Below are 15,137 nucleotides of genomic sequence, written 5' to 3'. Positions count from 1 at the left end.
GACCGGACGGCCGCGCTGGTGCTCGCCGCGGAGGCCGAGGTGCAGCTCTGCGGGGACGCCGGACCGGACGCCTCGCTGCAGCGCGCCCGCGCCCGGGCCCTGCGCGCGACGGACGCGGCACCCCCGGGACACCCCCTCGCCGGGCGGGCGCTGGCCGCTCTCGCCTGCGCCACCGTGTGGCTCGCCGCCAACGGCTCCGAGGAAGTCGACGACGTCCTGGCCGACGAGACGGTGGGCCTCGTCCGGCAGGCCGCCGCCGCCCTGCCGCCCGGGGAGCCGGACACCCCCGCCCGACTGGACGATCTGGCGAGCCTGCTGTTCGACACGGCCAACGTGCTGGGGGACAGGTCGCTGCTGCCCGAGACGCTGGCCCTCCAGCGCAGGGCGCTCGACCTGACCCCGGCCGACGCGCCCTTCCGCCCGTTCCGCCTGTCGACCCTGGCCGGCCTCCTCGAAGAGGCCGCCGTGGTGCTGGACGAACCCGCCCGCGGAACCGAGGCCGTCGCCGTGGCCCGGGCGGCGGCGGACAGCCTGCCGGCGGACCATCCGAACAAGCACGAGCTGATCTTCAACCTGGCCTCCACGCTGCTCCGCTGGAGAGCCGGGGCCGACCGGGCCGCCGACCGGCTGGACGAGGCCGAGCGGCTCTACCGGACGGGCCGGGACATGCTGCCCCCCGGCCACCCGGACCACGCGCGGTTCATCAGCGCCCTCAGCCAGGTGCTGTACGTGCGTTACGAGGAGACCGGCGACCGCAGCGGACTGGCCGAGGCCCTCGCCCTGGCGAGGGAGGCGGTGCGGCTCACCCCGCCCGACGACCCGTTCCGCACCGAACGCCGGATGCTGCTCGCCCGGCCCTGCACGGTGCTGCACGACCTGGCCCAGGAGGAGGACGGTCAGGCCGCCACCCTGCGCGCGGAGGCGCTGGCCTCGTGGGACGCGGTCGTCGCGGACGAGGACCTGCCGATCGGCAGGCGGCTCGAAGCGCAGGAGACGCGGGCCCGGCTCGCCCTGGCCGGGGACGATCCGCACCTGGCCCTGCGGGCGCTGGAGGACGCCCTGGCCCAGATGCCCCGCATCGCCCGGCGATGGCTGACCGGACCGGCCCGCAAGGACGCCGCCCGCCGGGCCCCGCACCTGGCCGCGCAGGCCGCGGTCGCGGCGATCCGCTGCGGCCGGCCGGGGTACGCGGTGGAACTGCTGGAACGCGGCCGTGCCGTCCTCTACTCCGAGGCCATGACGGGCCGGCGCCTGCGCACCCTGCTGGAGTCGGTGGACCCCGTGGCCGCGGAGCGGCTGGCGCGCATCGACTCGGCCCTGTCCGAGGCCGACATCTTCGCCAACGTCGTCGCCGTGAAGGTGAAGTCCAAGGAGCGGCGGGCCTTCGGCCGGGTCGTGACGACGGACGAGAAAACGTGGGACCCCCGTCCGCAGGTGGCCGCCCGCACCCGCCGGCTCGCCGCCGAACGCGAGGCCCTCCTCGAACGCTTCGCCGCCACACCCGAGTTCGCCGAGGCGACCCGGCAGCCCGACATCGCCGGCCTGCGCCGCCGCCTCGCGGGCCGGCCGGTCGTCCTCGTGCTGGCCCACCCGGACGGCGGCCACGCCCTGCTGGTCCCGGCCGACCCCCGGCAGGACGTCGTCCACATCCCGCTGCCGGGCCTGACCACCGAGGCCGTCGAGCGGCGCGCCGCGCTCACGGAGCAGGCCGTGCGGGACGCCACCGACGTCCGGCTTCCCCACCACCTCCGGGCGGCGGCACAGACGGAGCTGCACACCGTCCTGGAGTGGCTGTGGGACGAGGTCGCCTCCCCGGTGCTCGCCCGGGTGCCGGGCACGGACCGGGCGGACGCCGGGAGGCCGCGGCTGTGGTGGTGTCCGGCCGGGCCCGTCGTGCGCCTGCCGCTGCACGCCGCCGGCCATCACACCCGCCCGCGTCCGCCCGGCTCCCCGGAGCCGCCGCCCACCGTCATGGACCGGGTGACCCCCTCCTACACGCCGACCCTCGCGGCCCTCGCCCGCGCGCTGCGCGACGGCCCGGACCGGCCGTCCGGCGCCGCACACCCGGGTGCCCTCGTGGTGGCCGTCCAGAAGACCCGGGGACTGCCGCCGCTGCCGCAGGCGCGCCGGGAGGCGGAGGCCGTCCTCGCCGCCGTCCCCGGCGCCCGCCTCCTGATCGACGAGGAGGCGACGGTGGACGCGGTGGAGGAGGCCCTGGGCGAACACACCGTCGTCCACTTCGCCTGCCACGGCGACAACGACGCGTCCCTGGCGCTCCTGCGCGGCGGCGGGCTGCACCTGGCCTCGGGCGGCACGCTGCCCGCCACGCGGATCCAGGAGTCGCCGCTGGACCACGGGGCCCTCGCCTTCCTGTCCGCCTGCAGCACGGCCGAGCCGCACCCGGGCCTGCCCGACGAGCCGATGCACCTGGCGGCCGCCTTCCAGCTCGCGGGTTTCCGCTCGGTGATCGGCACCCTCTGGCGGGCGCCGGACAGTCCCGGCATGGCCGCGGAGGTCTACGCGGCGCTGACCGCCCGCGGCACGCGTCCCCCCGACCCGACCGCCTCGGCCGCTGCCCTCAACGCCGCCGTGCGTGCCGTCCGTGATGCCTGTCCGGCTGTGCCGACCCGCTGGGCCGCCCACCTCCACACCGGTGCCTGACCCGTCCCCTCGCCGCGCGGGTCAGCGTTCCAGCAGCATCCGCTGGAGTTCGCGTGCGGCGCGGGGCGGCGCGACGTCGCTGCGGTGGGCGAGGGCGATGGTGCGGTCCCGGCATGGCGGCGGAGGTCTACGCGGCGCTGACCGCTCGCGGCACGCGTCCCGCCGACCCGACCGCCTCGGCCGCCGCGCTCAACGCCGCCGTGCGTGCCGTCCGTGATGCCTGTCCGGCCGTGCCGACCCGCTGGGCCGCCCACCTCCACACCGGTGCCTGACCCGCCCCTCCGCCGCGCGGGTCAGCGCTCCAGCAGCATCCGCTGGAGTTCGCGTGCGGCGCGGGGCGGCGCGACGTCGCTGCGGTGCGCGAGGGCGATGGTGCGGTCCAGGCCGGGACCGGCCAGCGGTGTGACGCGCAGGCCCTGGCCGGAGCGTGCGGCGACCATGCGGGGCACGACGGCCACTCCCAGGCCGGCCCGGGCGAAGCCCAGCACCGCGTCCATCTCGCCGCCCTCCACCGCGAAGTCCGGTTCGAAGCCCTCCGCGCGGCACGCGGCCACCGTCAGTTCCCGCAGGTCGTAGCCGTGCCGGAACATCACCAGGCGCTCACCCTCCAGGTCCGCGATGCGCACCGACCGTCCGCCCCGGCCGGGCGCGGGAGCGTCCGGGGAGGAGACCACCACCAGGTCCTCGCGCAGCAGTTCCACCGTGGTGAGCGCGGGGGAGGGGGAGGGCAGCGGCAGGACGACGAGGGCGAGGTCGAGGGCGCCGCGGGCCAGCTCCCGCACCAGGTCGTGCGAACCGCCCTCCTCGATCAGCAGGCGGATGCCCGGATAGCGGTCGTGGAAGGCGCGCAGCACGTCCGGCAGCAGGCCCGTGCACAGGCTCGGGGTGGCGCCCAGCCGCACCCGGCCGCTGCGCAGCTGCACCAGCTCCTGCACCTCGTGCCGGGCGGTGTCGGCGTCCGCCAGGATCCGCCGGGCCAGCGGCAGCAGCGCCTCGCCCGCCGCCGTCAGCGTGATGTTGCCGCGCGCCCGCAGGAACAGGTCGGCGCCCAGTTCCCGCTCCAGGGCCTTGATCTGCTGCGACAGCGACGGCTGCGCGACATGGACCAGCTCTGCGGCCCGGGTGAAGTGCCGGGTCTCGGCGACGGCCACGAAGTACTGGAGCTGCTGGAACTGCATGGCCCCATCCTAGACCTCCTGATAGGCATCTCCTATGGAAACGAGCCGCACCATGTCTTGGACCGATGGGGCCCTTCGGCCCTAGCGTCTGATGACATGGCTCTGGCAACGCGGACGGACCGACGGCCGTCCATGGCACGCAGCGTGTGGGACTCGACCGTCGGCAAGAAGACGGTGATGGCGGTCAGCGGCCTGATCATGCTGCTGTACCTGGTCGTCCACATGATCGGAAACCTGAAGATCTTCTTCGGGCCCGGTGAGTTCAACCACTACGCCCACTGGCTGCGCACCCTGGGCGAACCGTTCATGCACTACGAGTGGACGCTGTGGGTGGTCCGCGTCGTCCTGGTCGTCGCGGTCGTCGCCCACGCGGTCTCCGCGTACCAGCTCAGCCGCCGCGACATCAAGGCGCGCCCCCACAAGTACGTCCACAAGAAGGCCCGGACGAGCTACGCCACCCGCACCATGCGCTGGGGCGGGATCATCCTCGGCCTGTTCATCGTCTGGCACGTCCTGGACCTGACCACCGGCCACGTGCACGCCGGCGGCTTCGAGTCCGGCAAGCCCTACCAGAACGTCGTGGACACCTTCTCCACCTGGTACGGCAACGTCATCTACATCGTCGCGATGCTCGCGCTCGGCCTGCACATCCGGCACGGCTTCTGGAGCGCCGCCCAGACCCTCGGCGTCGGCAGCAGGGCCCGCGACCGCGCCCTGAAGACCGCCGCCAACGTACTCGCGCTGCTGCTCACGGCCGGATTCATCGCCGTGCCCGTGGGCGTCATGACCGGAGTGGTGAGCTGATATGACCTCGTACGCCGACTACCGGACCGGCGGCCGGATCGCCGACACCAAGGCCCCCGCGGGCCCCATCCACGAACGCTGGGACAAGCGCCGCTTCGAGGCGAAACTGGTCAACCCCGCCAACCGGCGCAAGCAGACCGTCATCGTCGTCGGCACCGGACTCGCGGGCGGCTCGGCCGGCGCCACGCTCGCCGAACAGGGCTACCGCGTCGTGCAGTTCTGCTACCAGGACTCCCCGCGCCGCGCCCACTCCATCGCCGCGCAGGGCGGCATCAACGCCGCCAAGAACTACCGCAACGACGGCGACTCGATCCACCGCCTCTTCTACGACACCGTCAAGGGCGGCGACTTCCGCTCCCGCGAGTCCAACGTGCACCGCCTGGCCCAGATCTCGGTGGAGATCATCGACCAGTGCGTCGCCCAGGGCGTGCCCTTCGCCCGCGAGTACGGCGGCCTGCTCGACACCCGCTCCTTCGGCGGCGTCCAGGTCTCCCGCACCTTCTACGCCCGCGGCCAGACGGGCCAGCAGCTGCTGCTCGGCGCCTACCAGGCCCTGTCCCGGCAGATCGCCGCCGGCAACGTCGAGATGCACCCGCGCACCGAGATGCTCGACCTGATCGTCGTCGACGGCCGGGCCCGCGGCATCGTCGCCCGCGACCTGATCACCGGGAAGATCGACACGTACTTCGCGGACGCCGTCGTCCTCGCCACCGGCGGCTACGGCAACGTCTTCTACCTGTCGACCAACGCCATGAACTCCAACGCGACCGCCGTCTGGCGGGCGCACCGGCGCGGCGCGTACTTCGCCAACCCCTGCTTCACGCAGATCCACCCCACCTGCATCCCGCGCACCGGCGACCACCAGTCCAAGCTGACGCTGATGAGCGAGTCGCTGCGCAACGACGGCCGCATCTGGGTGCCGAAGGCCAAGGGCGACACCCGCCCGCCCGCGCAGATCCCCGAGGACGAGCGGGACTACTACCTGGAGCGCATCTACCCCTCCTTCGGCAACCTCGTCCCCCGGGACATCGCCTCCCGCGCCGCCAAGAACGTCTGCGACGAGGGCCGGGGCGTGGGCCCGGGCGGCCAGGGCGTCTACCTGGACTTCGCGGACGCCATCCAGCGGATGGGCCGGGGGGCCGTCGAGGCCAAGTACGGCAACCTCTTCGACATGTACCAGCGGATCACCGACGAGGATCCGTACCAGGTGCCGATGCGGATCTACCCGGCCGTGCACTACACGATGGGCGGCCTGTGGGTCGACTACGACCTCCAGACCACCGTCCCGGGCCTGTTCGCGATCGGCGAGGCCAACTTCTCCGACCACGGCGCCAACCGGCTCGGCGCCTCCGCGCTGATGCAGGGCCTGGCGGACGGCTACTTCGTCCTGCCGGCCACCATCAACGACTACCTCGCCCGCAACCCGCACAAGGAGGAGGTCGACGCGGGCCACCCGGCGGTGCAGGAGGCGCTGGCCGAGACGGAGGACCGGCTCAATCTGCTGCTGTCCGTCGACGGGGACCGCACCCCGGACTCCTTCCACCGCGAACTCGGCGAACTGATGTGGGAGTTCTGCGGCATGGCCCGCAACGAGACGGGCCTGCGCAAGGCGCTGGAGCGCATCCCGCAGATCCGCGAGGAGTTCTGGCGGCGGATCAGGGTCCCCGGCACCGGCGAGGAGTTCAACCAGTCGCTGGAGAAGGCCAACCGCATCGTCGACTACCTCGAACTCGCCGAGCTGATGTGCCTCGACGCGCTGCACCGCACCGAGTCCTGCGGCGGCCACTTCCGCGAGGAGTCGCAGAGCCCCGACGGCGAGGCCGAGCGCAAGGACCAGGAGTTCTCCTACGCCGCCGCCTGGGAGTTCACCGGCACGGGCACCGCCCCCACCCTGCACAAGGAAGACCTCGTCTTCGAGTACGTCCACCCCACCCAGCGGAGCTACGCATGAAGCTCACCCTGCGCGTCTGGCGGCAGAAGAACGCCGACGCCGAAGGCGCCATGTCCACGTACGAGGTGGACGGCATCTCCGCCGACATGTCCTTCCTGGAGATGCTCGACACCCTCAACGAGGAGCTCATCCTCAAGGGCGAGGACCCGGTCGCCTTCGACCACGACTGCCGCGAGGGCATCTGCGGCGCCTGTTCGCTCGTCATCAACGGCGACGCCCACGGGCCCGAGCGCACCACCACCTGCCAACTGCACATGCGGTCCTTCAAGGACGGCGACACCATCGACATCGAGCCGTGGCGGGCCGCCGCCTTCCCGGTGATCAAGGACCTGGTGGTCGACCGGTCGGCCTTCGACCGGATCATCCAGGCCGGCGGCTACATCACCGCGCCCACCGGCTCCGCGCCGGAGGCGCACGCCACCCCGGTGCCGAAGCCGGACGCCGACCTCGCCTTCGAGAACGCCGAGTGCATCGGCTGCGGCGCCTGCGTGGCCGCCTGCCCCAACGGCGCGGCGATGCTGTTCACCTCGGCGAAGGTCAACCACCTCAACGTGCTGCCGCAGGGCGCCCCCGAGCGGGAGACCCGCGTGCTGGACATGGTGGCGCAGATGGACGAGGAGGGCTTCGGCGGCTGCACCCTCGCCGGTGAGTGCGCCACCGCCTGCCCGAAGGGCATCCCGCTGACCTCCATCACCGGCATGAACAAGGAGTGGCTGCGCGCCACCCGCAAGGCGGCGAAGCGATAGGGCCGCCCCACTGTCGTTCGCCGAGCGGGCGGACGGGCGGGACCGGGAGTGGTGCTCATCCCCGGTCCCGTCTCGTGTTTCCCGGTGCCTCCCGGGCGCCTGTGGCCCGGCGTCTCCCGACCGCCGGCACGGTCGCCGCAGGTGAGCACTGCGGGAAATTAAGTGCACTTTGTTCTGTATGTCAGTTTCTGTGCTGGTTTGCCGGAGAACCGGAAGGGAGTAGCTCCGAAAGGAGGGTGAAGTCAGATGATCACCCGCGAAGAGATCCCGATCCTTCTGGATCACCCCGTCTACGACGGTGACGGCAACAAGATCGGTGACGCCAAGCACGTCTTCTTCGACGACATGACCGGGCGCCCCGAGTGGGTGAGCGTCAAGACGGGCATGTTCGGCTCCAGCGAGTCGTTCATTCCCATCCACGACGCCTCCCTGGTCGAGGACCACCTCGAGGTTCCGTACGGGAAGGACAAGGTCAAGGGCGCCCCGAAGGTGGATGTCGACGCGGGCGGCCACCTGTCGGCGTCCGAGGAGCACCGCCTGTACGACTACTACGGCGTCAACTGGGACAACGTGCTGACCGACGACACCGGGGAGACCGGTGAGGGCGGCATGGCGGCCGGTACGGCGGGGATGGCCGGTACGGCGGGCACAGCCGGCATGGCCGGAGCGCCCGGTACCGCCGAGCGCGGAACGGGCATGCGGGGCGACGACGCCATGACGCGGTCCGAGGAGGAGATGCACGTCGGCGTCGAGCGGCGCGAGAGCGGCCGGGCCAGGCTGCGCAAGTACGTGGTCACCGAGGAGGTCCAGCAGACCGTGCCCGTGCGCCACGAAGAGGTGCGCGTGGAACGGGAGCCCATCACCGACGAGAACCGCGGCGACGCGCTCTCCGGCCCGGAGATCGGCGAGGCCGAGCACGAGGTCACCCTCCACGCGGAACGGCCGGTGGTGGAGACCGAGGCCGTCCCGGTGGAGCGGGTACGCCTGACCACCGAGGAGCAGACCGAGGAGGAGACGGTCCGCGGCCAGGTGCGCAAGGAGCGCATCGAGGCGGAGGGCGTCGAGGACCTGCCGCACAACCAGCGCCGTACGGAGTGACCGGCGGCCGACGGCGCGCGCCGGTGCGGTGTCACCGGTGTGCGCCGTCGACCGTGCCCACGACGGCGGCCAGCCGCCGGTAGGAGTCCAGCAGGGCGTCACGGTCATGGGTACTGGTGGTCACCAGCACCTCCTGGGCGCCCGTGTCCTTCAGCACCGACTCCAGTTCGGCCGCCACCTGTTCCTCCGTCCCGGCGATGTGACCGGCGAGCCCGGAGGTGTACAGGTCCCGCTCCCGCGCGGTCATGGTCATCGCCTCGACCCGCTCGGCGGGCGGCAGCGGGGGGAACGTGCCGCGGGTACGGGCGTGCGCCATGGACCACGCCTCGGGCACCAGCAGCCGCCGCGCGCTCACCGGGTCGGCGGCCACCGCGACCGTCCCGGAGATCACCACGAAGGGCTCGTCCGCCCACGGCGAGGGCCTGAATTCGGCGCGGTAGCGGTCGACGCCGCGGCGCATCCGGTCCCGGTCCCGCAGGTCGCCGATGACCATCGGCAGCCCGGCCCGCGCGGCCACCCGGGCGCCCTCGCCCACCGCCAGCACGAACGGCGGCACGACCAGGCCCTCCGCGGGCCGCGCGTGCACACCGGTGGGGGAGGTGCCCCGGAACCAACCCAGCAGTTCCTCGATCTGCGCCCCGAAGTCCTCGGCGTCCTCCTTGTCCCGGCCCAGGGCCCTGCGCACCCCGTCGGTGAAGCCGACGGAGCGGCCCAGCCCCATGTCGATCCGGCCCGGGAACAGGGCCTCCAGCACCCCGAACTGCTCGGCGACGACCAGCGGCCGGTGGTTGGGCAGCATCACGCCGCCGGTCCCCACCCTGATCGTGCGGGTCGCCCCGGCGACGGCGGCGGCCAGCACGGTCGGCGCGGAGCCGGCGACCCCCGGCACGCCGTGGTGCTCCGACACCCAGAACCGGTGATAGCCCAGCCGCTCGGCCTCCTGCGCCAGCCGCACGGTGTCGCGCAGCGCCTCGGCATCGGTGTGGCCCTCCCGGGTGCGGGAGCGGTCCAGGACGGAGAAGCGGGTGCGGGCGAGCAACGAGGTCACACCGGGTTCAACGCCTGCGCGTGCCCTGCATTCCCGGCCGGCCCAGCCCGACCGGGGGGCCGGGGAAGGATGCCGCCCGGCGACGGAACGGGGCGGCATGCCTCTAGGCTGGCCGTGTGACGCACAGCAGCCGCCGCCCGTTGGCCGTGTTCGACCTGGACAACACCCTCGCCGACACCGCACACCGTCAGCGGTTCCTGGAGCGCAGGCCGCGCGACTGGGACGCCTTCTTCGCCGCCGCCCCGCACGACCCGCCCCTCGCGGAGGGCATCGCGCTGGTGCACGAGAGCGCGCGCGAGTGCGAGGTCGTCTACCTCACCGGACGCCCCGAGCGCTGCCGCCGCGACACGCTGGACTGGCTCGCCGCCCAGGGACTGCCGGAGGGCGCGCTGCACATGCGGGGCAACGCCGACCGCCGGCCCGCCCGGGTAACCAAGCTGGCCGTGCTGCGCCGCCTCGCACGCAACCGCGAGGTCCGGGTCCTGGTGGACGACGACGAGCTGGTCTGCGAGGACGCCCGGCGGGCCGGGTTCACCGTGCTCCACGCCCGGTGGGCGACCCCCTCGGGCGACCTGAAGGCGGCTCAGGAGCGGGAGGGGCGCACCTGAGCGAGGCGCGCCCCCGGTCCGCCCTGCCACCGGGGACACCGGTCGGGCGGTCTACTCCGTGCCCTCCAGCCGGAAGCCGACCTTCAGACCCACCTGCCAGTGCTTGATCTCGCCCTCCTCGATCTGTCCGCGCACCTGGGTCACCTCGAACCAGTCCAGGTTGCGCAGGGTTTCCGCGGCCCGGCCGATGCCGTTGCGGATGGCCTGATCGACGCCGTCGTGCGAGGTGCCGACGATCTCGGTGACGCGGTAGGTGTGGTTCGACATGCGGGGGGCTCCTCTCCGTGGCGGCTCCGCGTCCCGGCGCGGACACCGCCTGCAACACAGGTCACTCCACCGTGCCCCACGGCGCGGCGGAGCGCGAGACAGCGGCCGGGTACCCACCGGCCTTGACCGTTCTCATTGGTCCATACCAAGATGCCGGTACCCGTCCGAGCACCGCTCGTCCCCCCACGCCGGGCCCCGACCTGTCCCGTCAGACAGAACAGGACCCTCCGTGAGACCTCGTCCGCTCGCCCTCCTCTGTGTGTCAGCCACTCTCCTGGCCGGCTGCGGCCTGATGCCCGGCGGATCCGGGTCCGAGCGGCGCACCGTCACGGTCTGGCTGATGCAGCACAGCGCCTCCCAGGACTACCTGGACCGGTTCACCGAGGACTTCGAACGCCGGCACCCCGACATCGACGTCGACATCCGCATCCAGGAGTGGACCGGCATCGGCGAGAAGGTGCAGCGGGCCCTGAAGGACAGGAAGCCGGGCGGGCCCGACGTCATCGAGGTCGGCAACACCCAGGTCGCCCAGTACGCCGAGGGCGACGAACTGCTCGACCTCACCCTGGAGTCCCTGCGCGACTGGGGCCGCGAGGACTGGCTGCCCGGCCTCGCCGAACCGGGACAGTGGAGCTCCCACCAGTACGGCATCCCCTGGTACGCGGCCAACCGCGTCGTCATCTACCGCAAGGACCTCTTCCGGCAGGCCGGCATCACCGCCCCGCCGAAGACCCGCGACGAGTGGCTCGCCGTCACCGAGAAGCTCGACACCGGCCGCACCCAGGGCATCTACCTCGCCGGACAGGACTGGTACACCCTCTCCGGATTCATCTGGGAGGAGGGCGGCGAACTCGCCGAGGAACGCGACGGCGGCTGGCGCGGCACCCTGGACAGCCCCGCGGCCCTGCGCGGCATGGACTTCTACCGCCGCCTCCAGGCCCTCGGCGACGGACCCCTCGACGCCGACGAGGAACACCCGCCGCAGGCAGGCGTGTTCGCCCGGGAAGAGGTGGCGCAGATCGTCGCCGTCCCCGGAGTGGTGCGGGCCATTCTCCAGGAGAACCCCGACCTGGAGGACGAGCTGGGCTACTTCCCGATCCCCGGCAAGAAGGCCGGCCGGCCCGGCGCCGTCTTCACCGGCGGCTCCGACCTCGTGATCCCGGCCGTCACCGACCAGCGGAAGGCCGCCATCGCGGTGGTCTCCGACCTCGTCGGCACCAAGTGGAACACCGACCTGGCCCGCACCATGAACTACGTCCCCAACAAGACCACCCTCGCCGGCGCGGTGGCCGGGGAGGACGCCGTCGCCGCCATGGCGGCCGGTGCCGCCCGCGGCCGGGCCACCCCCAGCACCCCCGGATGGGGCCGGGTCGAGGCCGACAACCCGATCAAGGACTTCATGACGAAGGTGCTCACCGGCGCCGACCCGGCCGAGGAGGCACGACGTGCCTCCCGGCGCATCACCGACGCCCTGTCCTTCGACGGCCGGTGACCCGCCGGCCGGGCCGGCACCCCGGCCCGGTCAGCCGTCCTCGCGCACCACACTCAGCGACAGGGCGAAGCGGTCCTCCTCGTCGGTCCACCACCGCGACAACGCGAACCCGGCGGCGGCGAGTTCGGCCCGCACGCCCTCCTTGCGGAACTTGGCGGACACCTCGGTGCGCAGTTCCTCGCCCTCCGCGAAGTCGACGACGAGGCCCACGCCCGGGATCTTCACCGTCTGCGCGGTACGGGACCGCAGCCGCATCTCGATCCACTCCCGCTCTGGGTCCCACACCGCCACGTGGTCGAACGCGGCCGGGTCGAAGTCGGCGCCGAGCTCGCGGTTGATCACCGTCAGGACGTTCTTGTTGAACGCGGCCGTCACCCCGGCCGCGTCGTCGTAGGCCCGGACCAGCACCTCCTCGTCCTTGACCAGGTCCGTGCCCAGCAGCAGCGCGTCGCCCGGGGCCAGCAGGGCACGCACGGAGGACAGGAACGCGGCCCGCTCGTCGGGCAGCAGGTTGCCGACGGTGCCGCCCAGGAAGGCCACCAGCCGCGGGCCGGGCGACTCGGGCAGCGTCAGCGACGTGGTGAAGTCGGCGATCAGCGCGTGCACCCGCAGCCCGGGCCGCTCGGCCGCCAGCGCCTGCCCGGCCCGGGTCAGCGCGCTCTCGCTGACGTCGACGGGGACGTAGGTGTGCAGGCCGGTCAGCGCGTCGAGCAGGTGCCGCGTCTTCTCCGAGGAACCCGAGCCCAGTTCGACCAGGGTGCGCGCGCCGGAGGCGGTGGCTGTCTCCCCGGACCGGGCGAGCAGGATCTCCCGTTCGGCGCGGGTGGGGTAGTACTCGGGCAGTTCGGTGATCCGCTCGAACAGCTCGCTGCCGTGCGCGTCGTAGAACCACTTCGGAGGCAGCGTCCGCGGACTGGCGGTCAGGCCGCTGCGGACGTCGGCGCGCAGCGCCGCGTCCGTGGCGTCCTCGGGGAGGGTGCGGGTCAGCTGGAACGGACTCACGTGCGGGGCTCCTCGGAGTGGTCGTCGGGGGTGCCGGGGGAGTGCGGGGCGTCGGGGAGCGGGGCGGCCGGCTCCTTGAGCGGGGTGAGCAGCACATCGGTGGCGCTCGCCGCCAGCAGCGTCCGGTCCGGCACCTCGCACCAGTGCGGATCGTCGTCGTACGGCTCGGACGCCACCACCGTGCCACCACCCGGCCGCGACAGGTACCACAGGGTGTCGCCCCAGGCCGTCGCGGTGATCGTGGCACCGTTGGTGAGCAGCAGGTTGAGGCGGGCGGCGGGGGCCGCCGCGGCGACCTCCACCACCGTGTCGGCCAGGGCCTGCCCCTCGGCGTCCCCGGCCCGCAGCCGGGCCAGCACGAGCGCCCACACGAACGCCGAGTCGTTGCGGGCCTCCAGGGACAGCAGGTCGCCGGCGGGCAGCGTGGGCACCAGCGGCGCGAGCGAGTCCGGCCAGCCCGGCACCGCGCCGTTGTGGCTGAACAGCCAGGCGCCCGTGGCGAACGGGGCGGCGGCGGCCTCCGCGTCGGCACCCGACAGCGTCGCGTCCCGCACGGCCGCGAGCAGCGCCCGGGTGCGCACCACCCGGGCGAGGTCCGCGAACGACAGGTCGGCCCACACGGGTCCGGCCCGGCGGTAGCGGGCCGGCACCGGGTCGTCCGGCGCGTACCAGCCGACCCCGAACCCGTCGGCGTTGACCGTCCCGTACCGCTGCCGGCGCGGCGCCCAGGACTGCCGGTACAGGCCGTGCGGCGGAACCACCAGCAGGTCGCCGACCCGCGACTCGGGCCCGACGTAAGCGAGGTGACGGCACATCAGGCGCCCTCCACCGAACGGGCGGTGCGGAACCCGGAGAAGATCTGCCGCCGCACCGGCAGGTCCCAGTTGCGGAACGTGCCCCGGCAGGCCACCGGGTCCACGGCGAACGAACCGCCCCGCAGCACCTTGTACTCCGGCCCGAAGAACACCTCCGAGTACTCCCGGTACGGGAACGCCCGGAACCCGGGATACGGCAGGAAGTCGCCGGCCGTCCACTCCCACACGTCACCGATCAGCTGGCGCACCCCGAGCGGGGACGCGCCGGCCGGATAGCTGCCGGCGGGCGCCGGACGCAGATGGCGCTGTCCGAGGTTGGCGTGCTCGGGCCCCGGATCCGCGTCCCCCCACGGGTAGCGCGTCGACCGGTCGCCCGCCGGGTCGTGGCGCGCCGCCTTCTCCCACTCGGCCTCGGTCGGCAGCCGCCGTCCGGCCCACCGGGCGTAGGCGTCGGCCTCGTACCAGCACACGTGCAGCACCGGCTCGTCCGGCGGGACGACCTCGGTGACGCCGAACCGGCGCCGCAGCCACTGCCGTCCGTCCCGCTGCCAGAACAGCGGGGCGGTGAGGCCCGTCCTGCGGACGTGGGCCCAGCCCTCCGCCGTCCACCAGCGCGGGTCGTCGTAGCCGCCGTCCTCGATGAACGCCTGGTACGCACCGTTCGTCACCGGGGTGGTGTCGATGCAGAACGCCGCCACCTCCCGCCGGTGCGCGGGGCGTTCGTTGTCCAGCGCCCACGGCTCGGTCGAGGTGCCCATGGTGAACGGCCCGCCCGGCACCAGCACTTCGGACGGCCCGGTGAACAGCGGGACCGGCTCCGGGTCCGGCGCGGTCAGCGCCTGCGGGCCGCGCCGCAGCTGATGGGTGATCAGCATGGTCTCGTCGTGCTGCTGTTCGTGCTGCGCGATCATCCCGAAGGCGAACCCGGCCTCGGTGAGCCGCGTGCCGGTGAACGCGGCCCGGTCCAGCACGTCCAGGGCCCGGGCCCGCACCTCGGCGGCGTACCTGCGGGCCTCCTCCGGAGGCAGCAGCGGCAGGCGCGGGCGCTCGGCGCGGGGATGCTCGAACGCGTCGTAGATGCTGTCGATCTCGGGGCGCAGCGCCTCCTGCCCGGCCACGGCCCGCAGCAGCCACTGCTCCTCCTGGTTGCCGATGTGCGCGAGGTCCCACACCAGCGGCGACATCAGCGGCGAGTGCTGCGCGGTCAGGTCGGGTCCGTCGACGCAACTGGTGAGCAGCGTGGTGCGGTCCCGGGCGGCGACGAGCGAGGCGACCGCGCGCTCGCGCGTCGTACCGGCGTCGAGGGCGGGGTCGGTCATGAGGGGGTGTCCTTCCCGTGCGGAAACGGCTCCTGCCGCGGCGGGCCGTCGAACGGAGGGTGCGGCGGCCTGCTGCCGGGGGCGCCGTGCGGCGGGCCGTCGTCGAACGCCGGGGCGTCCGGGCCGTCGAGCGGGCCGGCGGGCGAGG

At 73.4% G+C, this 15,137-nt stretch carries 14 protein-coding genes; 8 read left to right on the top strand and 6 right to left on the bottom strand.

Annotated features, from left to right (window positions below; genetic code table 11):
* Together G3I53_RS09560 and G3I53_RS09555 are read left to right on the top strand one after the other, a co-directional pair.
* Positions 1–2,661: CHAT domain-containing protein (locus G3I53_RS09560; protein ID WP_164438221.1), on the top strand; the 2,661-nt coding region annotated here is incomplete at its 5' end.
* Positions 2,662–2,774: 113 nt separating this feature from the next.
* On the top strand, positions 2,775–2,933 hold the full coding sequence (locus G3I53_RS09555; RefSeq protein WP_164438220.1) for a hypothetical protein: 159 nt from the start codon (positions 2,775–2,777) through the stop codon (positions 2,931–2,933).
* Positions 2,934–2,954: 21 nt separating this feature from the next.
* On the opposite strand, the gene G3I53_RS09550 is transcribed toward G3I53_RS09555, so the two are convergent.
* Complete coding sequence (locus G3I53_RS09550) at positions 2,955–3,839, bottom strand: LysR substrate-binding domain-containing protein (protein WP_164332621.1); 885 nt, start codon at positions 3,837–3,839, stop codon at positions 2,955–2,957.
* Between the two features lie 132 nt (positions 3,840–3,971).
* Here G3I53_RS09550 and G3I53_RS09545 point away from each other — a divergent pair, with 132 nt between their 5' ends.
* From G3I53_RS09545 to G3I53_RS09530, 4 genes are all read left to right on the top strand, one after another.
* Positions 3,972–4,643 (top strand): succinate dehydrogenase, encoded by a 672-nt coding sequence (locus G3I53_RS09545; protein WP_164332620.1) that lies wholly within the window; start codon positions 3,972–3,974, stop codon positions 4,641–4,643.
* A 1-nt stretch (position 4,644) separates the two neighbouring features.
* The gene (locus G3I53_RS09540) at positions 4,645–6,594 is read left to right on the top strand and encodes a fumarate reductase/succinate dehydrogenase flavoprotein subunit (RefSeq protein ID WP_164332619.1); all 1,950 of its coding nucleotides are present in this window, start codon (positions 4,645–4,647) and stop codon (positions 6,592–6,594) included.
* Entirely contained in the window at positions 6,591–7,340 is a 750-nt protein-coding gene (locus tag G3I53_RS09535) for a succinate dehydrogenase/fumarate reductase iron-sulfur subunit (RefSeq protein WP_164332618.1), read from the top strand. The genes G3I53_RS09540 and G3I53_RS09535 overlap by 4 nt, the downstream gene beginning before the upstream one ends.
* 246 nt (positions 7,341–7,586) lie before the next feature.
* On the top strand, positions 7,587–8,438 hold the full coding sequence (locus G3I53_RS09530) for a PRC and DUF2382 domain-containing protein (RefSeq protein ID WP_164332617.1): 852 nt from the start codon (positions 7,587–7,589) through the stop codon (positions 8,436–8,438).
* A gap of 31 nt (positions 8,439–8,469) precedes the next feature.
* On the opposite strand, the gene G3I53_RS09525 is transcribed toward G3I53_RS09530, so the two are convergent.
* Complete coding sequence (locus G3I53_RS09525; protein ID WP_164332616.1) at positions 8,470–9,486, bottom strand: LLM class flavin-dependent oxidoreductase; 1,017 nt, start codon at positions 9,484–9,486, stop codon at positions 8,470–8,472.
* Between the two features lie 116 nt (positions 9,487–9,602).
* On the opposite strand from G3I53_RS09525, the gene G3I53_RS09520 reads away from it, so the two are divergent.
* On the top strand, positions 9,603–10,094 hold the full coding sequence (locus G3I53_RS09520) for a hypothetical protein (protein ID WP_164332615.1): 492 nt from the start codon (positions 9,603–9,605) through the stop codon (positions 10,092–10,094).
* Positions 10,095–10,145: 51 nt separating this feature from the next.
* Here G3I53_RS09520 and G3I53_RS09515 read toward each other — a convergent pair whose 3' ends face one another.
* Complete coding sequence (locus tag G3I53_RS09515) at positions 10,146–10,361, bottom strand: dodecin (RefSeq protein ID WP_164332614.1); 216 nt, start codon at positions 10,359–10,361, stop codon at positions 10,146–10,148.
* Between the two features lie 229 nt (positions 10,362–10,590).
* On the opposite strand from G3I53_RS09515, the gene G3I53_RS09510 reads away from it, so the two are divergent.
* A complete protein-coding gene (locus G3I53_RS09510; RefSeq protein ID WP_164332613.1) occupies positions 10,591–11,853 on the top strand; it encodes an extracellular solute-binding protein in 1,263 nt (420 codons plus the stop codon).
* Between the two features lie 30 nt (positions 11,854–11,883).
* Here the strand turns inward: G3I53_RS09510 and egtD are convergent, their stop codons facing one another.
* The 3 genes from egtD to egtB are packed head-to-tail and all read right to left on the bottom strand — an operon-like array spanning position 11,884 to position 14,989.
* Positions 11,884–12,855 carry an L-histidine N(alpha)-methyltransferase gene (gene egtD, locus G3I53_RS09505; RefSeq protein ID WP_164332612.1) on the bottom strand — a complete coding sequence of 324 codons (972 nt, stop codon included), beginning with the start codon at positions 12,853–12,855 and terminating at the stop codon, positions 11,884–11,886.
* Positions 12,852–13,670 carry an ergothioneine biosynthesis protein EgtC gene (gene egtC, locus G3I53_RS09500; protein ID WP_164438219.1) on the bottom strand — a complete coding sequence of 273 codons (819 nt, stop codon included), beginning with the start codon at positions 13,668–13,670 and terminating at the stop codon, positions 12,852–12,854. Before egtC ends, egtD begins: the two co-directional genes overlap by 4 nt.
* Positions 13,670–14,989: an ergothioneine biosynthesis protein EgtB gene (egtB, locus tag G3I53_RS09495; protein ID WP_164334751.1), complete on the bottom strand. Its 1,320-nt coding sequence runs from the start codon at positions 14,987–14,989 to the stop codon at positions 13,670–13,672. The genes egtC and egtB overlap by 1 nt, the downstream gene beginning before the upstream one ends.
* Positions 14,990–15,137 lie beyond the last annotated feature (148 nt).

It is taken from the genome of Streptomyces sp. SID14436 (assembly GCF_010548465.1).
Taxonomy (GTDB): Bacteria; Actinomycetota; Actinomycetes; order Streptomycetales; family Streptomycetaceae; genus Streptomyces.
Note: the sequence above shows the minus strand (reverse complement) of the source record. Positions and strands in the feature narration are given on the sequence as shown.